This is a genomic window from Nonomuraea sp. NPDC005692 (assembly GCF_040631115.1).
Lineage (GTDB): Bacteria > Actinomycetota > Actinomycetes > Streptosporangiales > Streptosporangiaceae > Nonomuraea.
In genome coordinates this window covers 23154-42038 of the sequence record NZ_JBEXYU010000010.1, presented here as the reverse complement: position 1 = coordinate 42038, position 18885 = coordinate 23154, and the positions used below count along the sequence as shown (strand labels likewise).

Annotated in this window: 19 protein-coding genes and 1 tRNA gene; 13 read left to right on the top strand and 7 right to left on the bottom strand. The window is 72.3% G+C overall.

Annotated elements, in window-relative coordinates; translation table 11 throughout:
• Positions 1-239: 239 nt before the first annotated feature.
• On the top strand, positions 240-1223 hold the full coding sequence (locus tag ABZ459_RS21945) for a LacI family DNA-binding transcriptional regulator (RefSeq protein WP_352352106.1): 984 nt from the start codon (positions 240-242) through the stop codon (positions 1221-1223).
• On the opposite strand, the gene ABZ459_RS21940 is transcribed toward ABZ459_RS21945, so the two are convergent.
• Positions 1165-2496 carry an aromatic amino acid ammonia-lyase gene (locus ABZ459_RS21940; RefSeq protein WP_357972939.1) on the bottom strand — a complete coding sequence of 444 codons (1332 nt, stop codon included), beginning with the start codon at positions 2494-2496 and terminating at the stop codon, positions 1165-1167. The two genes, ABZ459_RS21945 and ABZ459_RS21940, sit on opposite strands and share 59 nt — an antisense overlap.
• A gap of 9 nt (positions 2497-2505) precedes the next feature.
• On the bottom strand, positions 2506-2886 hold the full coding sequence (locus ABZ459_RS21935) for a phage holin family protein (protein WP_357972936.1): 381 nt from the start codon (positions 2884-2886) through the stop codon (positions 2506-2508).
• A gap of 115 nt (positions 2887-3001) precedes the next feature.
• On the opposite strand from ABZ459_RS21935, the gene ABZ459_RS21930 reads away from it, so the two are divergent.
• The gene (locus ABZ459_RS21930; RefSeq protein ID WP_352319467.1) at positions 3002-3277 is read left to right on the top strand and encodes a hypothetical protein; all 276 of its coding nucleotides are present in this window, start codon (positions 3002-3004) and stop codon (positions 3275-3277) included.
• Between the two features lie 7 nt (positions 3278-3284).
• On the opposite strand, the gene ABZ459_RS21925 is transcribed toward ABZ459_RS21930, so the two are convergent.
• The gene (locus ABZ459_RS21925; RefSeq protein WP_357972932.1) at positions 3285-4058 is read right to left on the bottom strand and encodes an FAD:protein FMN transferase; all 774 of its coding nucleotides are present in this window, start codon (positions 4056-4058) and stop codon (positions 3285-3287) included.
• Positions 4059-4108: 50 nt separating this feature from the next.
• On the bottom strand, positions 4109-4816 hold the full coding sequence (locus ABZ459_RS21920; protein WP_357972929.1) for a hypothetical protein: 708 nt from the start codon (positions 4814-4816) through the stop codon (positions 4109-4111).
• Between the two features lie 52 nt (positions 4817-4868).
• Between ABZ459_RS21920 and ABZ459_RS21915 the strand changes: the two genes are divergently transcribed.
• The 4 genes from ABZ459_RS21915 (at position 4869) to ABZ459_RS21900 (ending at position 9069) form a co-directional block, all read left to right on the top strand.
• Positions 4869-5261: an OsmC family protein gene (locus ABZ459_RS21915; RefSeq protein ID WP_352319472.1), complete on the top strand. Its 393-nt coding sequence runs from the start codon at positions 4869-4871 to the stop codon at positions 5259-5261.
• A gap of 322 nt (positions 5262-5583) precedes the next feature.
• Positions 5584-6507, top strand: a complete 924-nt coding sequence (locus ABZ459_RS21910) for a nucleoside hydrolase (RefSeq protein ID WP_357972926.1) — start codon at positions 5584-5586, stop codon at positions 6505-6507.
• A 41-nt stretch (positions 6508-6548) separates the two neighbouring features.
• A tRNA-Lys gene (locus ABZ459_RS21905) sits at positions 6549-6625 on the top strand.
• Between the two features lie 80 nt (positions 6626-6705).
• On the top strand, positions 6706-9069 hold the full coding sequence (locus ABZ459_RS21900; RefSeq protein ID WP_357972923.1) for a helicase-associated domain-containing protein: 2364 nt from the start codon (positions 6706-6708) through the stop codon (positions 9067-9069).
• On the opposite strand, the gene ABZ459_RS21895 is transcribed toward ABZ459_RS21900, so the two are convergent.
• On the bottom strand, positions 9070-9630 hold the full coding sequence (locus ABZ459_RS21895; RefSeq protein WP_357972920.1) for an NADAR family protein: 561 nt from the start codon (positions 9628-9630) through the stop codon (positions 9070-9072).
• A 220-nt stretch (positions 9631-9850) separates the two neighbouring features.
• On the opposite strand from ABZ459_RS21895, the gene ABZ459_RS21890 reads away from it, so the two are divergent.
• The gene (locus ABZ459_RS21890) at positions 9851-10111 is read left to right on the top strand and encodes a hypothetical protein (RefSeq protein ID WP_357972917.1); all 261 of its coding nucleotides are present in this window, start codon (positions 9851-9853) and stop codon (positions 10109-10111) included.
• Between the two features lie 50 nt (positions 10112-10161).
• Here ABZ459_RS21890 and ABZ459_RS21885 read toward each other — a convergent pair whose 3' ends face one another.
• Positions 10162-11010, bottom strand: coding sequence for a DUF4429 domain-containing protein (locus tag ABZ459_RS21885; RefSeq protein WP_357972914.1), 849 nt, complete (start codon positions 11008-11010; stop codon positions 10162-10164).
• Positions 11011-11041: 31 nt separating this feature from the next.
• Between ABZ459_RS21885 and ABZ459_RS21880 the strand changes: the two genes are divergently transcribed.
• Positions 11042-11626, top strand: a complete 585-nt coding sequence (locus ABZ459_RS21880; protein WP_357972911.1) for an HD domain-containing protein — start codon at positions 11042-11044, stop codon at positions 11624-11626.
• Here the strand turns inward: ABZ459_RS21880 and ABZ459_RS21875 are convergent.
• Positions 11614-12333, bottom strand: a complete 720-nt coding sequence (locus ABZ459_RS21875; protein WP_357972908.1) for a FadR/GntR family transcriptional regulator — start codon at positions 12331-12333, stop codon at positions 11614-11616. The two genes, ABZ459_RS21880 and ABZ459_RS21875, sit on opposite strands and share 13 nt — an antisense overlap.
• 139 nt (positions 12334-12472) lie before the next feature.
• On the opposite strand from ABZ459_RS21875, the gene ABZ459_RS21870 reads away from it, so the two are divergent.
• From ABZ459_RS21870 to ABZ459_RS21850, 5 genes are read left to right on the top strand one after another with little or no spacing between them, the layout of a single operon-like run.
• On the top strand, positions 12473-14077 hold the full coding sequence (locus ABZ459_RS21870; protein WP_357972905.1) for an ABC transporter substrate-binding protein: 1605 nt from the start codon (positions 12473-12475) through the stop codon (positions 14075-14077).
• A complete protein-coding gene (locus ABZ459_RS21865) occupies positions 14074-15033 on the top strand; it encodes an ABC transporter permease (RefSeq protein WP_357972902.1) in 960 nt (319 codons plus the stop codon). The genes ABZ459_RS21870 and ABZ459_RS21865 overlap by 4 nt, the downstream gene beginning before the upstream one ends.
• Positions 15033-16964, top strand: coding sequence for a dipeptide/oligopeptide/nickel ABC transporter permease/ATP-binding protein (locus tag ABZ459_RS21860; protein ID WP_357972899.1), 1932 nt, complete (start codon positions 15033-15035; stop codon positions 16962-16964). Before ABZ459_RS21865 ends, ABZ459_RS21860 begins: the two co-directional genes overlap by 1 nt.
• A complete protein-coding gene (locus ABZ459_RS21855) occupies positions 16957-17949 on the top strand; it encodes an ABC transporter ATP-binding protein (protein WP_357972897.1) in 993 nt (330 codons plus the stop codon). The genes ABZ459_RS21860 and ABZ459_RS21855 overlap by 8 nt, the downstream gene beginning before the upstream one ends.
• Positions 17946-18878 (top strand): dihydrodipicolinate synthase family protein, encoded by a 933-nt coding sequence (locus tag ABZ459_RS21850; RefSeq protein WP_357972894.1) that lies wholly within the window; start codon positions 17946-17948, stop codon positions 18876-18878. The genes ABZ459_RS21855 and ABZ459_RS21850 overlap by 4 nt, the downstream gene beginning before the upstream one ends.
• The last annotated feature ends 7 nt before the right edge of the window (positions 18879-18885 follow it).

Here is an 18885-nt window from a genome sequence, read left to right as displayed (position 1 = left end):
GATCACACCTCCCTCTATTTCCTACTGAGATTACAGGTAAACGAAGTGTACTGCGAAATCAAGCAGGTGAACCGTTTCACTGATACGGTTCAGTGAAACGCTTCACTGTCCCTTTTGTCAACGGTTCGCACGTCGAGGGCGGGCCAAGAAAGCCCGCGAGCCCGTGCGGGAACCCGGCTTCTGTCGGTGGCAGGCAATAGGCTGGCGGGATGCCGCGGAAGAGAGCGACGATTCGGGAAGTGGCCCGCGCGACCGGTCTGTCTCCGGCGGCCGTCTCCTATGCGCTGCGCGGCATGCAGGTCTCGGAGGAGACGATGGAGCGCGTGCGCGCCGCCGCCGCCGAGCTCGGCTACGAGGCCGACCCCATCGCCAGGGCCCTGGCCAGCGGCCGCACGGGCATGATCGGCCTGCTCTGCGGCTCGCTCGAAGACCTGTGGCAGCAGTCGCTGGCGGTCGGCATCAGCAGGGGCCTGCGGGAGAAAGACCGCTATGCCCTGATCCTCGACGCGGTCGGCGACCCCGACCGCGAGCGCGTGCTCGCCCAGCAGCTCCGCGACCAGCGCGTCGACGGCATGATCGTGCAGCCGGTCGACCCGGCCGCGCCGTTCTGGGCCGAGTTGTGCGAGTCGCTGCCCGTCGTCGCGATCGGCGACTCGCTGGCGGGCACGGCGGGCGAGGTCGTCTTCGACAACCGCCGGGGCGTCACGCTGGCCCTGGAACACCTGGCCGGCCTCGGGCACCGCCGGGTGGCCGTGCTCACGCCCACCCAGGCCAGCACCCCCGACCGTCCGGCCGACGTGCACGTCCTGGCCGAGGCCGACCGGCTGGGGCTCGACATCGAGGTCGTCACGGCCCCCCACGACCTGGCGGCGGCCACCTCGGCGGCCCACGAGATCCTCTCCACGTCCAGGCCGGGTGCGGTCTTCTGCTTCGCCGACTCCATCGCCTACGGCGTCTACGCCGCGGCCAAGGAGCTGGGCCTGTCCATCCCCGGCGACGTGTCGGTCATGGGCTACGACGACCATCCCATGTCGGGGCTGCTCACCCCCGGCCTGACCACCGTCGACTGGGACATCGACGGCATCGTCAGGGCCGCGGTGCGCCTCATCGCGGCCGCGGCCGACGGCGGCACCCGCCGCCGCCGCGTGGTCCAGGAGCCGACGCTCAGGGAGCGTGGCTCGGTCGCGCAAGCGCCGCCCGCGCCTCGTCCAGCTCGTCGGTGAGCTGCCCGTCGGGTCGTGCCCCCTTGCGGGCCCGCACGGCGGCGGCGCGCTCGCAGGCCAGCACGATCTCCAGCGGTTCGAGGCAGCGCAGCGCGTGGCGGGCGGCCTGGGTGGCGAAACCGGCGTGGTCCTCGGTGCCCAGCGAGATCACCGCGGTCCCGGTCGTCACGGGGGCCGCGAGATGGCGCAGCTCGGCCAGGGCGTCCTGGGCCACGTACTCCAGGATCATCAGGCCGGAGGCGCCCGGCCGGTCGGCCAGGAAGGGCAGCTGCCCGGTGTAGGCCGGGTTCATGAGGGTGGCCAGGCGGGCGGTGCTGAGCTGGGCGGTCTGGGCCAGCGCGGCGCGCAGCGCGTCGAGGGCCAGGGCCACCGGAGCCGAGTGGAAGTTGCCGTTGTGCCAGGCCAGGGTGCCGGTGATGAGCGGGTTCTCGGTGGCGGCGTTCAGGTCGGTCTCGACGGTGGCGGTGGCACGCTCCAACGCGTCCACGGCCGCGCCGTGCACCTGCGCGAAGGCGCGGTAGCCGTACGGGTCCTGGACGCGGGTGGCCAGCTCGTGGGTGAGCAGGCCGCGCAGGCGTCCGGCCACACGCGACTGGCCCGGATGCGGCCTGGCCTCCTGGACGGCGGCGGCCAGCGGCTCGGCGGAGGCGTCGACCGCGGTGAAAGACAGGGCGGCCACCTCGACCGCCGCCTCCAGCAGAGCGCCCAGCCGGTGGCAGGCCAGCGCGGCGTCGGCCAGCGTGGCCGCGCCCGAGCTGATGAAGGGCAGCGCGTCGCCGGAGGCGAGCGCGAAGCGCGGCCCGGCCGTCTCCTCGCCCGCCCGCCGCCAGGGCACCTCGCCCAGCAGGCACAGGGCCGTGGTGGCGAGCGCGGTCAGGTCGCCGGTGCCGATCGCGCCGTACGTGCGGACCGGCGGCGTGAACCCGCCCGCGACCGCCTCGGCCAGGACGGGCAGCACGGCCGGGTCGATGCCCGAGCCGCCCGCCATGAGCTGGTTGAGCCGTACGACGAGCATGGCCCGCGCGCGTTCGGCCGCCACCAGGGGACCCGCTCCGCAGGCGTGACTGCGCAGCAGGTCGAGACCGGGGGAGTCGAGCCGGACGTCCCGGTTGGCGCCCACGCCCGTGCTGCGGCCGTAGACGGGGCCGGTCAGCCCCTGGGCGGTGGCCCACGAGGCCCGGGCACGATCGAGGGGACCGATCGTGACCCGGGCCCGGCCGTGGGCGGCTTCGTGTACCTGGGCGCAGGTCAGGCCGGCGCCGTTGAGCTGCATGGGAGGGGGTCAGTCGTTGTCGGGGATGAACAGGCCGAGCAGCCAGCTGACCACGCTGATGATGATCGCGCCCCAGAAGGCGGCCGGGTAGAAGTTGTCGACGTGGAAGGGGATGTCGAACTGGCCGGCGATCCAGCTCGTCAGCAGCAGCATGCCCGCGTTGATGACGAGGAGGAACAACCCGAGGGTCAGCACGATGACCGCGCAGCCCAGCGCCTTGACGATCGGCTTCACGATGGCGTTGACGACACCGAAGATCAGGGCCACGAGGAGCAGCACGCCCCAGTACTTGGCCGAGTTCTCCGGGGCGGTGATCCGGATGCCGTCGAGGAGCTGGATGGCGACCCAGAGGGCGGCGGCCGCGGCCACGGTTCTGATGATGAATCTCACGCTGGTTGATCCTCCCACTTCGCGATCGCCGGCGCGATACATCGACTGCGCGAAGCCGGTCGATCACGCGTGGTGGCGGCGGTTACCTGTGACTCATGTCGGGAAAGGGAGCGGGATGGACGCTAATGGTCTTGATTCGTTGCCCGCGGCGGAGTTGCACGACCGAGCGGTGCGGTACGCCGTACGCCATGGGGATCTGGGCTTCCTGTGGAACCTGCTGAAGGTGATCCCGGCCGCCGAGGCCGCGAGCGGTCACGAGAGTGAGACCGCCAACGACCTCAGCCGGGTGTCCGCGCTGCTCAGCGACGCGCTCGCGGCGGGCGAGGGTGAGCTGGGCGAGGCGTTGCGCCCGATCTACCTGGAATACCTGCGGGATCATCCCGACGCCTGAGCCGTGCTCAGCCGGCCAGGCGCGCCCCCGCGGCGATGCCCGAGATGCCCGGCGTGCTGACCTCCTGGCCGTCCCGGAGCACGATCATGGTGTCGTACGCGCCGGCCTCGGCCAGGTCGGTCGCGAACCGCCTGGCCAGGGTGGGGCCCATGGCGTACATGGCGGTGGCGTAGGCGTCGGCCACGCCGAGGTCGGGGCCGATCACGGTGACCGAGCCGAGCGTCTGCTGGCGCTCCCCGGTGCGCGGGTCCACCACGGCCGCGCCGCCCGAGGTGGCGATGCCGAGGTCGTGGGCGAACAGCGCCTTCCTGACGACGTCGGTGTGCGGGTCGCGGATGCCGACGCGCCACGGCTTGCCCGGGGCGGCCGAGCCGCGCACCCTGATGTCGCCGCCCGCGTTGATGCGGTGGTCACCGGCGCCCGCGTTGCACAGCGCCCGCGACAGGCGTTCCAGGGCCCAGCCCTTGATGTAGCCGGAGGGGTCGATCACGCCGTTGATCCGGTGCTCGAACCAGCCGCCGGTCGCCTCGCCCAGCTCCTCGCAGCGGTGCAGGACCTCGACGAGCTCGGGGATCTGCCTGATGGTCAGGCCGTGGTTCAGGCGCCAGATCTGACTGTCCTCCTTGGCCGGGCTGAAGGTGTCGGCCACCCAGCGCAACCAGGAGAAGGCGTCGTCGAGCAGGGGGGTGAGCTCTCGGGCCGGCAGAGCCGTGCGGATGTCCACGCTGACGGGCATGCCCATGACCGTGTCGACACGGGCGCTTCCGGGGAAAATCGTCACCTGGCCTCCTTGTCCGCTGCCCACGCTCTCACGTCGGCCGTAACGTGGGGCTAAACCTTTTGCCCTGGTTTGAAGCGCACCTGTGACCTCGGGATCGCCAGGCGTGACAACGCGCCGCCGACGTACCGGGTGAACGGGCGCGGGCCCTCGACGACCACCTCGCGCTCGGCGATGTCGGGGATCTCGCGGCTGAGTCCGGAGGCGCTGATGCGCTCCTTGGCCCTCGGGTCGTGCTCGGCGCCGGTGACGAGGATGAGGCCGTACCTGGCCTCCAGGTCGCGCAGCTCGCTGGTGGCGCGCTCGGCCCGGTAGACCGCCACGGTGTCCGTCCCGGTGCCGCCGGTCAGCTGGGCGCGCAGGGTCTCCGGGTCCATGCCGGACGCGATCAGCACCCTGCCCCTGGTCTCGGGGACGACCGTGTGGCTGCGGACCGCCATGACCGCCGCCATCGCGTACAGCAGGAGCGAACCGACGCGGCTGAGTTCCGTCACGTACGCGGTGGAGCTCAGCTCGTGGGCCACCAGCAGCGCGCCGGCCAGGTAGCCGCCGAGCCGCAGCCGCTGCCTGGCCTGTTCGGTGCGGAGCAGATCGGCGGCCTTGACGATGGCGAAGCCGAGCGCGACGAGCAACGCCGCGGCGGCGTACGCGGTGGGCCGCCAGGGGTAGCCGAACCCGGGCTGGATCGCGCCGAACTCGGCGACCGCGACCCCGCACCAGAAGAGGATGGGACCGTGACTCGCATTCACCTCACTAGCCATGTCTACGACGATGCTGAAAGAACATGAGAGCTTTCTGAGTAAGGTCTGAAACATGGCTAACGTGCGTGTTGAGCGGACAGAAGACGGCGGTTTCCGGGCCACGAACGCCCGCGGCGCCGAGGTGAAGATCGGCGGCGGCGACGACGAGGGCGTGTTCACCCCGGTCGAGCTGCTGCTCGCGGCGGTGGGCGGCTGCAACATCGTGACCGTCGAGCCGCTCACGGCCAAGCGCGGGCACCGGCTGGTGCGCCTGGCCATGACGGTGGAGTCGGAGAAGGTCGAGCCGAACAAGCTCGGGCCGGTGACGGTCACCTACGACGTGGAGCTGCCCTCGGAGGAGGCCGACGAGGTCTTCAGGGCGGTGGCCGGGCGGGTGCACGACAAGTACTGCACGGTGAGCAGATCGTTGCAGGACGGTACGGAGGTTCGATTGGAGCTTCCCTAGTCGGATTAAACGCTTATTCGACCCCGTTATGACGCGACCGTTGCATTCGTCTCGGTAGCGTTGTAGCAGGTCGAGAGGCCACAACAGACCTTCACCGATGCGGACGCGGAGGGGGACCGCGGTCCGCGAGTGCGGGACCGCCGACGTTTTTGGGGGAAGACGTCGGCCTGGACCGCCACCGATCGGGGCCGGGCAGATTTGGGGGAACTGCCCGGCCCCGATCCATGCCCGGACCCGTGCCCCGGTCCGTGTCCCGATCCATGCCCGCAGCCGACCCCGGCGCTGTCCCGTCTGCCATCGGTCATGCGTATTGTCCTGTGGTGTGAAGAAAGTTCTCATCGACTGCGACCCCGGCATCGACGACGCGCTCGCCCTGGCCCTCGCCGCCGGCTCCCCCGACCTCGACATCGTGGGCGTCACCACCGTGGGCGGCAACGTCGACCTGGAGCTGACCACCGCGAACGCGCTGGCGCTCAGGGAGTTCCTCGACCTCGGCGACGTGCCGGTCACGCCCGGCAGCGCGGGCGCCCTGCTGCACCGCACGGTCCGCGCCGGCCACGTCCACGGCGACACCGGTCTCGGCGACGTCGTCCTGCCCGCCCCCGTGCGCGCCCTGTCCGAGGGCCACGCGGTGGACTTCATCGTGGACGCCCTGCGTGCCGCCCCGGGCGAGATCACGCTGGTCGCGGTGGGCCCGCTGACCAACATCGCGCTCGCCGTACGCCGCGAGCCCCGCGTCGTGGAGTGGGCCCGGGAGCTGGTGATCATGGGTGGCTCGTACACCCGCGGGAACCACAACCCGGCGGCCGAGTTCAACATGCTGGCCGACCCCGAGGCCGCGGCGATCGTCTTCGAGGCCGGCTGGCAGGTACGCCAGCTCGGCCTCGACGTGACCCTGTCCGCCCTGGTCACCGCGGACGTGCTCGACCGCATGCGGCCGCTCGGCCGGCTGTCGGAGCTGCTGGTGCCCGCCGCGCAGTTCTACGGCGTGGTGACGGCCGAGGGCGGCCCGGCCATCCACGACGCCTGCGCGGTGGCGTACGTGCTGGACCCGTCGCTGTTCACCTGCGTGCCGGCCGTGGTGAACGTGGAGACCGCCGGGACGTACACGCGGGGGATGACCGTCACCGACTTCGACCTGCGCGGGCGGCAGGCGAACGCGCTGGTGGCGACGTCCGTGGACGTGAAGGGCTTCTGGGACCTGGTGCTGGAGGCGTACGGGCGGCTGGGGCAGAGGCTCGGCTGATGTGCGGGCACCGTCCGGCGGCTGATACAGTTAAGCCTGTTGCGCCGCTAGCTCAGTTGGTTAGAGCAGCTGACTCTTAATCAGCGGGTCCGGGGTTCGAGTCCCTGGCGGCGCACCACACCGAAGCCGCCTGGTTCACCAGGCGGCTTCGCTGCTTTCCGGGCCCCTCCGTTCCCCGCGGCTTGCGACAATCGGGCGGTGGACGAGACGTTTCTGGGATGGCTGGCGGGGCTGGGGCGCGAGCGGCTGGCCGAGCTGCTGGCGGCGCGGCCCGACGTGTTGCGGCCCGTGCCGCCGCGGCGGCTGGCCGAGCTGGCCGAGCGGCTCGACGCGCCGGAGTCGGTGCACCTGGCGCTGTCCCGGACACCGCTGCCCTGCCTGCTGCTGGTGGAGACGATCCTGGTGTCGGCCCGCAGCGGCCGGCCGCTGTCCGAGCTGGTGGCCGCCGGCGCCGACCTGCCGGGGCTGATCGACCGGCTCGAACGCGTCGCGCTCGTACGGCGGGGCGAGGGCGGGGCGTTGCACCCGGCCGCCGGGTTGCCCGCGGTGCTGCCGACGCCCCTGAGGCTCGGTCCCGACCTGGCCTCGGTCCTGACGCACGTCACCGTGGCCGAGCTGACCGACGTGCACCGACGGCTGGGCGGCAGGGGGACGGCCCGCAAGGCCGTGCTGGTCGAGTCGATCACGGCGGCCCTCGCCGACCCCGACCGGCTGGCCCGGCAGGTCGCCCATGCCCCCGCCGGAACCCGTGAGCTGCTGGACGACTTCCTCCAGCGCGGCCCCGGGCGCGTGCTCGACGAGTTCCCGGCACGCGGCCACCGCCGGCAGCGGCCCGCGGCGACCCCGGTGCAATGGGCCGCCGACCACGGCCTGATCTGGAGCGTCGACTGGGAGCGCACCTACGTCATGCCCATGGAGGTCGCGCTCGCGCTGCGCGGACGCGACTACCGGGTCGAGCTTCCGTCCGGGCCGCCCGCGGTCCGGACGCGGCCGGTCGCCGCCGACCTGGTCGCGCACGAGGCGTCCGTGGCCGCCCTGCGCCTGCTGGACCGGGCCGCGGCGCTGCTGCAGGCCGCGGCGGGGGAGCCGTTGCCCGAGCTGAAGGGCGGTGGCGTCGGGGTGAAGGAGGTGCGCCGCCTGGCGAGCCGGCTCGGCTGCGACGAGGACGAGGTCCGCCTGCTGCTGGATCTGACGCACGCCGCCGGGCTGCTGGGCGCCAACCCGGTCACGCAGGTGCGCACGCGGCGGGCGACCGAGACGCGGCGCACCGGCGTCTCACCGACCAAGGGGTTCGACGCCTGGTTGCGGCTCTCGCCCGCCGACCGGTACGTCGCGCTGGTCGAGGCGTGGTGGCGGCTGCCGATCAGCCCCACCCGCCGGTACGACGGCAAGCCGCGCCTCCCCCTGGCCCCCGCCGGGACCGGGACGCCGTCCAGCGTCATCCGCGAGGTGGTCTTCGGCCTTCTTCCGGGCGCGGCGTCCGTGGTGGACGCGGAGGAGGTGGCGCGGGCCGCGAGCTGGCACCTCCCGCTGGTGCAGCGGGAGAGCTGCCGCGAGGTCGTGCTGGCGGTGCTGGCCGAGTCGAGGCTGCTCGGACTGGTCGGCGCGGACGCCCTCAGCCCGCCCGGCCTGGCACTCCGGGCGACCCTTCCCGCCCTGTCCGTCGGGGAAGGCGCCGGTGAGAAGGCCGCGCCGGGGGGCGTGGACGAAGCCGCGGAGGGGCTGCTGGCGGGGGCCCGGCAGACGGCCTTGTTCGGGACCGACCTGACCGCCGTCGTCACCGGGCCTCCGGCCGCCGCCCTGGCGGAGGTGCTCGACCGGGCCGCCGACCGCGAGCCCGGCGGTTCGTGGCGGTTCGGCCCGTCCTCGGTGCGCCGTGCCCTGGACGCCGGCCACACCGCCGACGGCCTCGTCGCGGCTCTGGCCGAGGTGGCCACCGGCCCGCTGCCGCAGCCGTTGACGTACCTCGTCCACGACGTCGCGCGGCGGCACGGCGAGATCGGCGTGGTCCCCGTGGGCTGCTGCGTGGTCGGCGACGACGAGGCCCTGCTGGCCGAGCTGGCCGCGCATCGCAGGCTGGCCAAGCTGCGTCCGCGCCTGCTGGCGCCCACCGTCCTGGCCAGCGCGCTCGACCCGGCGCAGACCCTGGCCCTGCTCAGGGAGGCCGGCTACGCGCCGGTCGCCCGCGAGGCCGACGGCTCGCTCACCGTGACCGGCCGCACGCCCCGGCGCGCCCCGGCCCGTCCGGCCGGCCGCGAGCGGGCGGTCCTCAGCCCGGAACGCGCCGCCGCCTGGCTGGTCGCCACCGCCGGCGAGCCGCTGCCGAGCCACCACGGCATGCGCGACGTCTTCGCCCGGTACGCCACCGCCCTGCCCCCCAAGGCCCGCGAACGGGTGGCGATGGAGCTGCAGTACCACGGCACCGCCCGGATCGTCCACGACGGGGAGGAGCTCACCGTCAGCGGCCCGGAGGTGCGCGGCGCCGACCTCGACGTGTGGTGCCACGAGCCCGCCGAGTTCCGGCTGCTGGACCTGGCCAAGATCACCAAGGTGCTGACCTGATCAGGCGTCCAGCTCGTCGCGGGCCGCCATCAGGGCGAAACCGAGCAGGTTCAGCCCCCGCCAGGTCGCCGCGGACGCGGCGCGCTCGTCGTCGGCGGCCAGGCCGATGCCCCAGACCCGGTCCAGCGGGCTGGCCTCGACCAGCACGTGCGCGCGGGTGCCGACCAGGAACTGCCGCAGGTCCGGGTGCGCCCCGAACTTGGCGAGGGAGGCCCGGGTGACGATGTCGAGCCGGTGGGCCGCCCACACGGCCTCGTCGAAGCCGCGCACGGTGCGGCCGAGCTTCTTGGCCTCGCCCGGGGTCGCGGCCAGGAGGATCCGGCCGGCGCTGTCGTGGTCGCCGAACAGCCACGCCTTGTGGGCCATCATGTAGTGCTCGGCCGAGGCGAAGGTATGGCCGCCCTCGGTGAACGTCACCGGCCACCACTGCGACAGGCAGCCGCGGCCGGGGCCGCCGTCGCGGGCCGGGCGGTGGCCCCAGAAGTAGAGGTAGCGCAGCCGGCGGCCGTTCCGCTCCGCCTCGACGGCCTCGTCCACGGTACGGGGAAGCTGGTCGGACACGGCTCAACCGTCCCACAGGGGACGGACGTCAGCCAAGCCGATTAAGGCCGGCGGATAATGGCCTGTTTGGCCGCCGCGAACTCCTCGTCGGTCAGCACCCCGGGACGGTGCAGCTCGGCCAGGCGGCGTCAGCGGGCCGCCGCGCGGATGATTATGATCATGGCGGCGGGAAATGATCTAGTTTTCTCCGCCATGACCCCCTGACCCCGAAGGGATGTCCATGTCCAAGCTCACCCGCGCCGCCGCCACCTCCGTCGCGGCCGTCGCCCTGGCCGCGACGTGCACCGCGATGACCGCGCCCGCCGCCTCCGCCACCACCTCGGCCGCCTCGGCCGCCGCCTCCACCTGGATCAAGTACGGCGACTACAGCAGTGAGGCCAAGTGCATCGCCAAGGGCAAGGAGCTCAAGGCGAACGGCACCTACCTGTCGTACTTCTGCCAGTACACCGGCTTCTTCACGCTGATGGTGCTGACCCGATAGCCGCCTGACCGGCCGCGGCCCGGAGGCTTGTCCTTCGGGCCGTCCGCCGGTCAGAGCCGGCGGATCATGGCCTGTTTGGCCGCCGCGAACTCCTCGTCGGTCAGCACCCCGGAACGGTGCAGCTCGCCCAGCTCGGCCAGGCGGCGCAGCACCGCGTCGTGGGCGTCGCCGGCGGCGGCCGGCGGCTCCAGCTCCTCGGGCCGCTCGCGCGGCAGCCGGGCCAGCACCGCGGCGCCGACCAGCGCGGTCGCGCCGCCGAAGCGCTGGATGCCCCAGGAGACGCAGTGGGGGTCCTTCTGCGGGGACGCGCCGGGCCCGTCGCCCTTGAGCCGGAAGCGGAGCGTGCCGTAGCCGAGGCCGGACTGCGGTTTCCACTCCACGCCCACCAGCTCGGCCAGCGGGAACTCCTGCGACCCCGCCCGTTCCTTCTCCGAGCTGGCGAAACCCGTCCATTCCAGGCGTACGCGCTCGCCGTCGAAGATCGCCGTGCCGTCGCCCGCCGTGGCCGAGACGGGGATGGCAGGGCCGGGAAGGAGATAGTGCTCGCAGGGGCCGCTGGGCGTCTGGTTGATCTCCAGGGTGTCGCGGACCTCGTCGGCGAAGTACTGGGCCGCGCCGGCGCGCTCCTTGGGCACCGCCAGCCGGTACGGGTCGGCGGGGGCGGCCAGCGATCCGGCGACGAGGTCGGACAGGGGGTCGGCGCCGTAACGCAGGCGAAGGCGGAGCTGGCCGCCCTTGCGGCCGGGCTCGAACGCGCACGTCGCGATGGCCTCCAGCGGCACGGCGACCTCGCCGAGCACCTTGCGGAGCTCGTGGACGTCCTTGTCGCCGCCAGGGACGATGCGCAGCATCTCTCCGTTGAACGTCCACGAGCCGTCGGGAACGGCGATCTCGGTCATATTCTCAGCCTAGGACGTCGAGAGGAGCCCGATGAAGATCTTCACGAGCTGGATGTCGTGGGGCCAGGCCGCCGGCCCCCTGGCCGAGGCGCTCCCGTCGCAGGCCGTCACGAGGTTGCGCGAGGCGGTGCGCTTCGCCCGGACGCAGCACGGCGTGCAGCAGCGTCCCACCGGGCGGCCGTACGTGGAGCATCTGCTGGAGGCGCTGGAGGTGGCGGTGGCCGGGGCGCAGGTGCGCGACCCCGACGTGCTGACCGCGATCGTGCTGCACGACGTGCTGGAGGACACCGCGTGCACCGAGCGGGAGCTGGCCCGGCGGTTCGGCGCGGAGGTGACCGGGCTCGTCCGCTGGGTGACCAGGCCCGCCGGGCGCGCGAAGGCCGACCACCTGGCCGCGCTGGCCAAGGCCCCGGCGCAGGCGGTGCTGGTGAAGCTGGCCGACCGGGTGAGCAACGTGCAGGAGTTGCAGCGCCTCCACTGGCGGTTCCAGAAGCGCTACTACCACGAGACCGTCACCCACATCGTGCCGCTGGCCGCGCCCCACCCCTGGTTCGCCGAGTGGTACGAGGAGTGGCGGCGGCCGTGGGCCAGGCGCGTGGCCCGCTACCCGGACTGACCTCCCAGCCGGGCCAGCCGGTTGCGCACGCCGTCGAAGTGCGCGTACACGGCCGACACCGCGGCGGCCCGGTCGCCGGCCAGCACCGCGGCGTAGATGTCGCGGTGCCGCCTGGCCACGTCGCCGGGCGGCTCGTCGGGGGCGCCGAGGTGGTCGCGGAGCTGGTGGTAGACGTCCCAGAACGCGCCGAGGAGCTGGCTGACCAGCGGGTTGCCGAGCGGCCGGTAGAGCAGGTCGTGGAAGAGCCGGTCGGTCTCGGGGGAGACCTCGCCGACCTGCGACTCGTGGTCCATGCGGGCCATGACGTCGGCCACCGGGGCGAGGTCGGCCTCCGGGCCGAGGTCGATCAGCCGCTGGACGAGCCCGCTCTCCAGGATCTCGCGGATCTCGATGAGGTGCGCCAGGTGGTTGCGGCCGTTCTGGAGGGTGATGCGGCTGTGGAAGGCCAGCTCGTCCACCAGCCCGGACAGCGACATCCGGCCCACGAACATGCCGAAGCCGTGGCGGATGTCCACGATGCCGACCGCCTGCAGGGCCTTCAGCGCCTCCCGGACGGAGTTGCGGCTGACCTGGAGCTCCTCCATGAGCTCCGACTCCGTGGGCAGCGGGTCGCCCGCGACCAGCCCGCGCCTGACGATCAGGTCTTTGACGCCCTCCTGGGCCTCGACGGCCCGGCTGGGACGTGCCGGACGCGGGACTGCGGCCATGAAGCTTCCTTTCAGCGTAGGTAACATTCCGGAAATCCTCTGTTGACCTCAAGACGCTCTGGCGTTTAGCGTCCACGTTACGCACAAGATAGGACATGGGATGTCCTACGTTCTACCTGTTCCCCCCCAGGAGGCATCCGTGAGCTCTGAGTTCAGCCGCCGTGACTTCCTGCGCTACAGCGGGGCCACGGGTGCGGCGGCGTTCATCGCGGCCACCCTCTCCGCCTGTTCCGGAGGCCCGGCCTCGACCGGCTCGGTCGGCGCCGGATCGAACAAAGACCTGATCACCGCCGTCATCGGCTACGGCAACGACCAGAGCTGGGACCCGACGCAGACCGCGTCGGCGTTCGCGATGGCCGGGATCAGTCACGTCTACGAAGGGCTGCTCGACACCGACCCGGTCACCAGGGAGCCGTACCCGGCCCTGGCGACGGCGCTGCCCGCCGACGCCAACGCCACGTCGTGGACGTTCGCCCTGCGCGAGGGCGCCAAGTGGCACGACGGGCAGCCGGTCACCGCCGACGACGTGGTCTTCACCTTCGAGCGCATCCTCGGCCCCGACAACGTGCTGACCGGCAACTTCTTCAAGCCGTGGCTCCAGGAGGTGAAGAAGGTGGACGACCGGACCGTGGAGCTGGTCCTGAAGTTCCCCTTCCCCGACGCGGCGCCCCGGCTGACCATCGCCAAGATCATGCCGAAGCACGTGTTCAGCCAGGCGGGCGCGTGGGACAAGGCCAAGAGCGGCATGGCGGTCGGCTCCGGGCCGTACAAGCAGGCGGCGCACAACCCCAAATCCAACACCTCCTTCGAGGCGTTCGACGCCTACAACGGCCCCCGCCCGGCCACCGTCAAGAAGATGAACTGGCTGACCATCGTGGACGCCTCCGCCCGGGTGGCCAAGATCTCCGGCGGCTCGGCCGAGGCGCAGATCGCCGACAACATCCCGTACGCCAACGTCGACCAGCTCAAGCAGCAGGGCCTCACGGTCGAGGGCGGCAAGGGCATGAACCACATGTTCCTGATGTTCAACACCGCCGCCAAACCCTTCGACGACGTACGCGTCCGCCAGGCGCTGCACTACGCCATCGACAAGCAGAAGATGATCGACGTGGCGCTCAAGGGCCACGGCACGGCCTCCAGCTCCTTCCTCAACGAGGGCCACCCCGACCACCGGCGCGCCTCGGTCGTCTACGACTACGACCCCGACAAGGCCAAGGCGCTGCTGAAGGAGGCGGGCGTGACGAACCTGACGGTCAACCTCATGGCCGTCAACGTGAGCTGGATCGTCGACTGCCTGCCCACCATCGCCGCCTCCTGGGAGGCCGTCGGGATCAAGACCACGCTGGAGCCGCAGGACACGGCCGCGCTGTTCACCAAGATGGACCAGTTCCAGGACTACCAGGTGGTCGCGGCGGCCTCGAACCCCAACCAGTTCGGCATGGACGCCGACCTGATCCTGCACTACAACTACGTGCCCGGCGGCCTGTGGATGAAGTACAGCCACTGGGACGGCAGCAAGGACGCCGAGAAGCTGTTCGCCATGATGGACGCGGCCGGCAAGGAGACGGACAAGGCCAAGAAGAGCGAGCAGATCCACAAATATCTGGACCTGGTCGCCGAGCAGGCCGTGCTCTACCCCGTCGTCCACAACGAGCTGATGACCGCCTGGGACCCGAAGAAGCTCTCCGGCATCCGCGCCCAGCCGTACCCCGGCATCAACCTGCTGCAGGCCAAGAGGACATGACGCTCGTACTCAGGATGCTGCTGCGGCGGCTCCTCATCCTGATCCCGCTGGTCCTGGGCGTGGTCGCGTTCGTGTTCGTCGTGATGCGCTTCTCGGGCGTCAAGCCCGAGTACGCCTACTTCCAGGGCGCGAACCCCACCGCGGAGCAGATCCACCGCTTCCAGGAGGAGAACGGCCTGCTGGACCCGCTGCCGCTGCGGTACGTGCGCTTCGTCGCCGACCTCGCCCAGGGCGACATGGGCACCAGCGTGCTCACCAAGAAGCCGGTCGTCGAGTCGGTGACCACCGCGCTGCCGCTGACCCTGCAGCTCACGTTCCTCGGCCTGGCCGTGGCGGTCGTGCTCTCGCTGGTGTTCGGCGTGACCGCGGCGCTGTTCCGCGACCGCTGGCCCGACCAGGCGATCCGGGTCGTGTCGCTGGTCGGCGTGGCGGCCCCGGCGTTCTGGCTGGCGCTGCTGATGATCCAGTGGCTGGCGGTCGGCGAGGGGCTGTTCCCGACCGGCGGCTACATCAACCCCGCCGACTCCCTCACCGGCTGGCTGCAGTCGATGACGCTGCCCGCGCTGTCGTTGTCGCTGCCGATCGCCGCCCAGCTCACCCGCATCATCCGCACGTCGATGGTCGAGGAGCTGGACCGGGACTACGTGCGCACCGCGATCGGCAGCGGCCTGCCGATGATCGTCGTGGTCGGCCGCAACGTGCTGCGCAACGCGCTCATCAACCCGCTGACCGTGCTCGGCCTGCGCATCGGCTACCTGATCGGCGGCACGGTGGTCATCGAGACGATCTACGGCCTGCCCGGCATGGGCCAGCTCATGATCAACGCGGTGCGCGACGGCGACCCGGCCGTGGTGCAGGGCGTCGTGCTCACCATCGCGATCGGCTTCATGGTGGTCAACCTGGTCGTCGACATCCTCTATCTGCTGGTCAACCCCCGCCTGAGGAGTGCCGCCTGATGAGAAGCGGACTCACCGAACGCCTGTCCAGGCCCGGCGTCGCCTTCCGTCGCCTTCCGGCGGCGTCGTGGCCGGCGGTCGGCGTCGTCGTCCTGGTCGTGCTGGCCGCCCTGTTCGCGCCGCTGATCGCGCCGCACTCGCCGTACTTCCAGGAGGCCGCCGGCGGCGGCCCGTCGGCCGCGCACTGGATGGGCCTCGACAGCGCCAACCGCGACATCCTGTCCAGGCTCCTGTACGGCGCCCGCTGGTCGCTGATCATCGGCCTCGGCGCCACCGGCCTCGCCCTGGTCGCCGGGGCGGTCGTCGGCGCGGTCGCGGCCACCTCGCGCCGGGTCGTGGACGAGACCGTCATGCGCGTGCTCGACGTGATCATGGCCTTCCCCGGCATCGCGCTGGCCGCCGTGCTGGTCGCGGTGTTCGGCGGCAGCATCCCGGTGCTGGTCATGGCCATGGCCTTCCTCTACATGCCGTCCGTGGCCAGGGTCGTGCGGGCCAACGTGATCGCCCAGTACGGCGAGGACTACGTGGCGGCCGAGCGCGTCATCGGCGCGCGCACGCCGTACATCGTGCTCAGGCACGTCGCGGTCAACTGCGCGGCGCCGGTACTGGTGTTCTGCACGGTGATGGTGGCCGACGCGATCGTGTTCGAGGCGTCGTTGTCGTTCATCGGCGCCGGCGTACGCCCGCCCAACCCGTCGTGGGGCAGCGTCATCGCCGACGGCAAGAACCTGGTGCTGCTCGGCGGCTGGTGGGCCACGGTCTTCCCCGGCCTGCTGATCCTGATCACCGTACTGGCCCTGAACATCCTGTCCGAGGGCATCTCCGACGCCTGGGCCGCCCCGGTACGCAGGGCCGCCCCCAAGAAGGACGACGCCTACGAGCAGGCCGCCCCCGGCACCGGCCAGGTCGTCGAGCTGCCCGGCCTGGCCGAGGCCGCCCGCCGGCTGGCCGGACGCGCCCGCCCGCTGCCCGAAGGACAGCCGATCCTCAGCGTCGAACGCCTGAGGATCGGCTTCGACCCCGGCGTGGACATCGTGGACGGCGTCGGCTTCGAGGTGTGGCCCGGCGAGGTCGTCGGCCTGGTGGGGGAGTCCGGCTGCGGCAAGTCGCTGACCGCCCTGACCGTCATGGGCCTGCAACCGCGCCAGGCCCGGGTCGGCGGTCACGTGCGCTTCGACCAGAAGGAGCTGCTGGCGCTGCCGCGCCGGGCCCGCCGCCGCCTGCTCGGCCACGAGATGGCGATGATCTACCAGGACGCGCTGTCCTCGCTCAACCCGGCCATGACCATCAGGGCCCAGCTCAGGCAGCTCACCCGCAGGGGCGGCCGGCGTACCCCGGCCGAGCTGCTCGAACTCGTCGGCCTCGACGCCCGCCGCACCCTGTCCGCCTACCCGCACGAGCTGTCGGGCGGCCAGCGGCAGCGGGTGCTGATCGCGATGGCGCTCTCGCGCGACCCCAAGCTCATCGTCGCCGACGAGCCGACGACCGCGCTCGACGTGACCGTCCAGGCGCAGGTCATCGAGCTGCTGTTGCGGCTGCGCGAGGAGCTGGGGTTCGCGCTGATCCTGGTCTCGCACGACCTGGCCCTGGTCGCCGACGTCACCGACCGCGTCGTCGTCATGTACGGCGGCCAGATCGTCGAGACCGGCGCCACCGCCGCCCTGGTCGGCGAGCCCGCTCACCACTACGCGCGGGGGCTGCTCGGCTCGGTGTTGTCGCTGGAGTCGGGGGCCGAGCGGCTGACGCAGATCCCCGGCGTGGTGCCCGCGCCCGCCGACTTCCCGGCCGGGTGCAGGTTCGCCGACCGGTGCCCGATGGCCACCGGCGTGTGCCGTACGCAGACCCCGGTGCTGGCCGGAGAGGCCAGGCGGCACGCGGTGGCCTGCCACCACCCGGCGGTCGAACTCGCAGGGAGTGAGACACGTGCTTGAGCTGAACGACGTGCACGTGGTGCACAAGGCCCGCTCGGGAGGGCTGTTCGCGCGGGACCGCGTGCACGCCCTGACCGCCGCCTCGCTGACCGTCGCGCCCGGCGAGACCGTCGGGATCGTGGGGGAGTCGGGCTGCGGGAAGTCCACGCTGGCCAAGGTGCTGGTCGGGTTGCAGCGGCCGACCACGGGAAGCGTGCGCCTGAACGGCCGCGACCTGTGGACGCTGAAGCAGGACGAGCGGCGCACGCTCGTCGGCGGCGGCGTCGGGCTGATCTTCCAGGACCCGTCCACGGCGCTCAACCGGCGGCTGCCGGTCGGCCGGATCCTGCGCGACCCGCTCGACGTGCACCGCCGGGGCACCCCCGGCGAGCGCGAGGCCCGCGTGCGCGAGCTGCTGGACCTGGTCGGCCTGCCCGCCGGAGTGGCCGGCGCGTTGCCCGGCCAGCTCTCCGGCGGGCAGCGGCAGCGGGTGGCCGTGGCCAGGGCGCTCGCGCTCGAACCGCGGCTGGTCGTCGCCGACGAGCCCACCAGCGCCCTGGACGTGTCGGTCCGCGCCCAGATCCTCAACCTGCTGCTCGACCTCAAGGACCGGCTCGGGCTGGCGATGGTGTTCATCTCGCACGACATCCAGACCGTGCGCCGGATGAGCGACCGCGTGGTCACCATGTACCTGGGCAGGATCGTCGAGCAGACGCCCGCGCGGTCGGTGCCGGGGCGGGCCAGGCATCCGTACACGCGGGCGCTGTTCTCGGCCACCCCCGGGCTGATCTCGCCCATCACCCCGATCCCGCTGGTGGGCGCGGTGCCGTCGGCCACCAGGCCGCCGAGCGGCTGCCCGTTCCGCACCCGGTGCTGGCGGGCCGACGACCTGTGCGCGGCCGAGATGCCCGCCGCCACGCGGGCCGGGGACGACCACCTCTTCCACTGCCACCACCCGGTGGCGGCCGGAGCCACCGACCTAGAGCTGATCCAGGAGCACTCATGACAGATCCCGATGTCGCCGGGTCCGCGACGGTGACCGGCGTGATCCCCCCGGTCTGCACCCCGTTCACCCCCGGCCACGAGGTGGACGCCGCCTCCCTGACCCGGCTGGTGGACCACCTGCTGGCGGGCGGGGTGGACGCGCTGTTCGTGCTCGGCTCCTCCTCGGAGGTGGCCTACCTGACCGACGCGCAGCGGCGGGTGGTGCTGGACACGGTCGTCGGGCACGTAGGCGGCCAGGTGCCGGTGCTGGCCGGGGTGATCGACATGACCACGCCGCGGGTGCTCGAACACGCCCGCGTCGCGGCGGCGGCGGGGGCGTCCGGGCTGGTGGCGACCGCGCCGTTCTACACGCGCACCCATCCCGAGGAGATCCGCACCCACTTCCGGACGATCGCCGCCCGCGCCGGCCTGCCGGTCTACGCCTACGACCTGCCGGTCAGCGTGCACACCAAGCTGAGCGCGGACCTGCTGCTCGACCTGGCCGCCGAGGGCGCGCTCGCCGGGGTCAAGGACTCCAGCGGCGACGACGGCGGGCTGCGCCAGGTCATCATGGGCCGCCGGGCGCCGTTCAGCGTGCTCACCGGGTCGGAGGTGACCGTGGACTCCGCGCTGTGGATGGGCGCCGACGGCGTGGTCCCCGGCCTCGGCAACGTGGACCCCCACGGGTACGCCGAGCTGTACCGGGCCGCCACCCGCGGCGACTGGGAGGCGGCCAGGGCCGAGCAGGAACGCCTGGTCAGGCTGTTCGAGATCGTCCGGGTCGGTGCGGGCCGCATGGGCGGCAGCTCGGCGGGGCTGGGCGCGTTCAAGGCCGCCCTGCATCTGCGGGGCGTCATCGACTGCCCGCTCACCGCGCTGCCGCAGATCCCGCTGAACGACGACGAGACCGGCCGGGTCGGCAAGCTGCTGGCCGCCGCCGGGCTGCTGTAGCCGCCGC

Excerpts from the sequence above, each read along its gene's own strand:
- ABZ459_RS21915 (WP_352319472.1), top strand. The coding sequence starts at position 4,869 with ATGGCTAACGTGCGTGTTGAGCGGACAGAAGACGGCGGTTTCCGGGCC.
- ABZ459_RS21940 (WP_357972939.1), bottom strand. The coding sequence starts at position 2,496 with ATGCAGCTCAACGGCGCCGGCCTGACCTGCGCCCAGGTACACGAAGCC.
- ABZ459_RS21850 (WP_357972894.1), top strand. The coding sequence starts at position 17,946 with ATGACAGATCCCGATGTCGCCGGGTCCGCGACGGTGACCGGCGTGATC.
- ABZ459_RS21885 (WP_357972914.1), bottom strand. The coding sequence starts at position 11,010 with ATGACCGAGATCGCCGTTCCCGACGGCTCGTGGACGTTCAACGGAGAG.
- ABZ459_RS21880 (WP_357972911.1), top strand. The coding sequence starts at position 11,042 with ATGAAGATCTTCACGAGCTGGATGTCGTGGGGCCAGGCCGCCGGCCCC.
- ABZ459_RS21860 (WP_357972899.1), top strand. The coding sequence starts at position 15,033 with ATGAGAAGCGGACTCACCGAACGCCTGTCCAGGCCCGGCGTCGCCTTC.
- ABZ459_RS21890 (WP_357972917.1), top strand. The coding sequence starts at position 9,851 with ATGTCCAAGCTCACCCGCGCCGCCGCCACCTCCGTCGCGGCCGTCGCC.
- ABZ459_RS21930 (WP_352319467.1), top strand. The coding sequence starts at position 3,002 with ATGGACGCTAATGGTCTTGATTCGTTGCCCGCGGCGGAGTTGCACGAC.
- ABZ459_RS21875 (WP_357972908.1), bottom strand. The coding sequence starts at position 12,333 with ATGGCCGCAGTCCCGCGTCCGGCACGTCCCAGCCGGGCCGTCGAGGCC.
- ABZ459_RS21865 (WP_357972902.1), top strand. The coding sequence starts at position 14,074 with ATGACGCTCGTACTCAGGATGCTGCTGCGGCGGCTCCTCATCCTGATC.
- ABZ459_RS21920 (WP_357972929.1), bottom strand. The coding sequence starts at position 4,816 with ATGGCTAGTGAGGTGAATGCGAGTCACGGTCCCATCCTCTTCTGGTGC.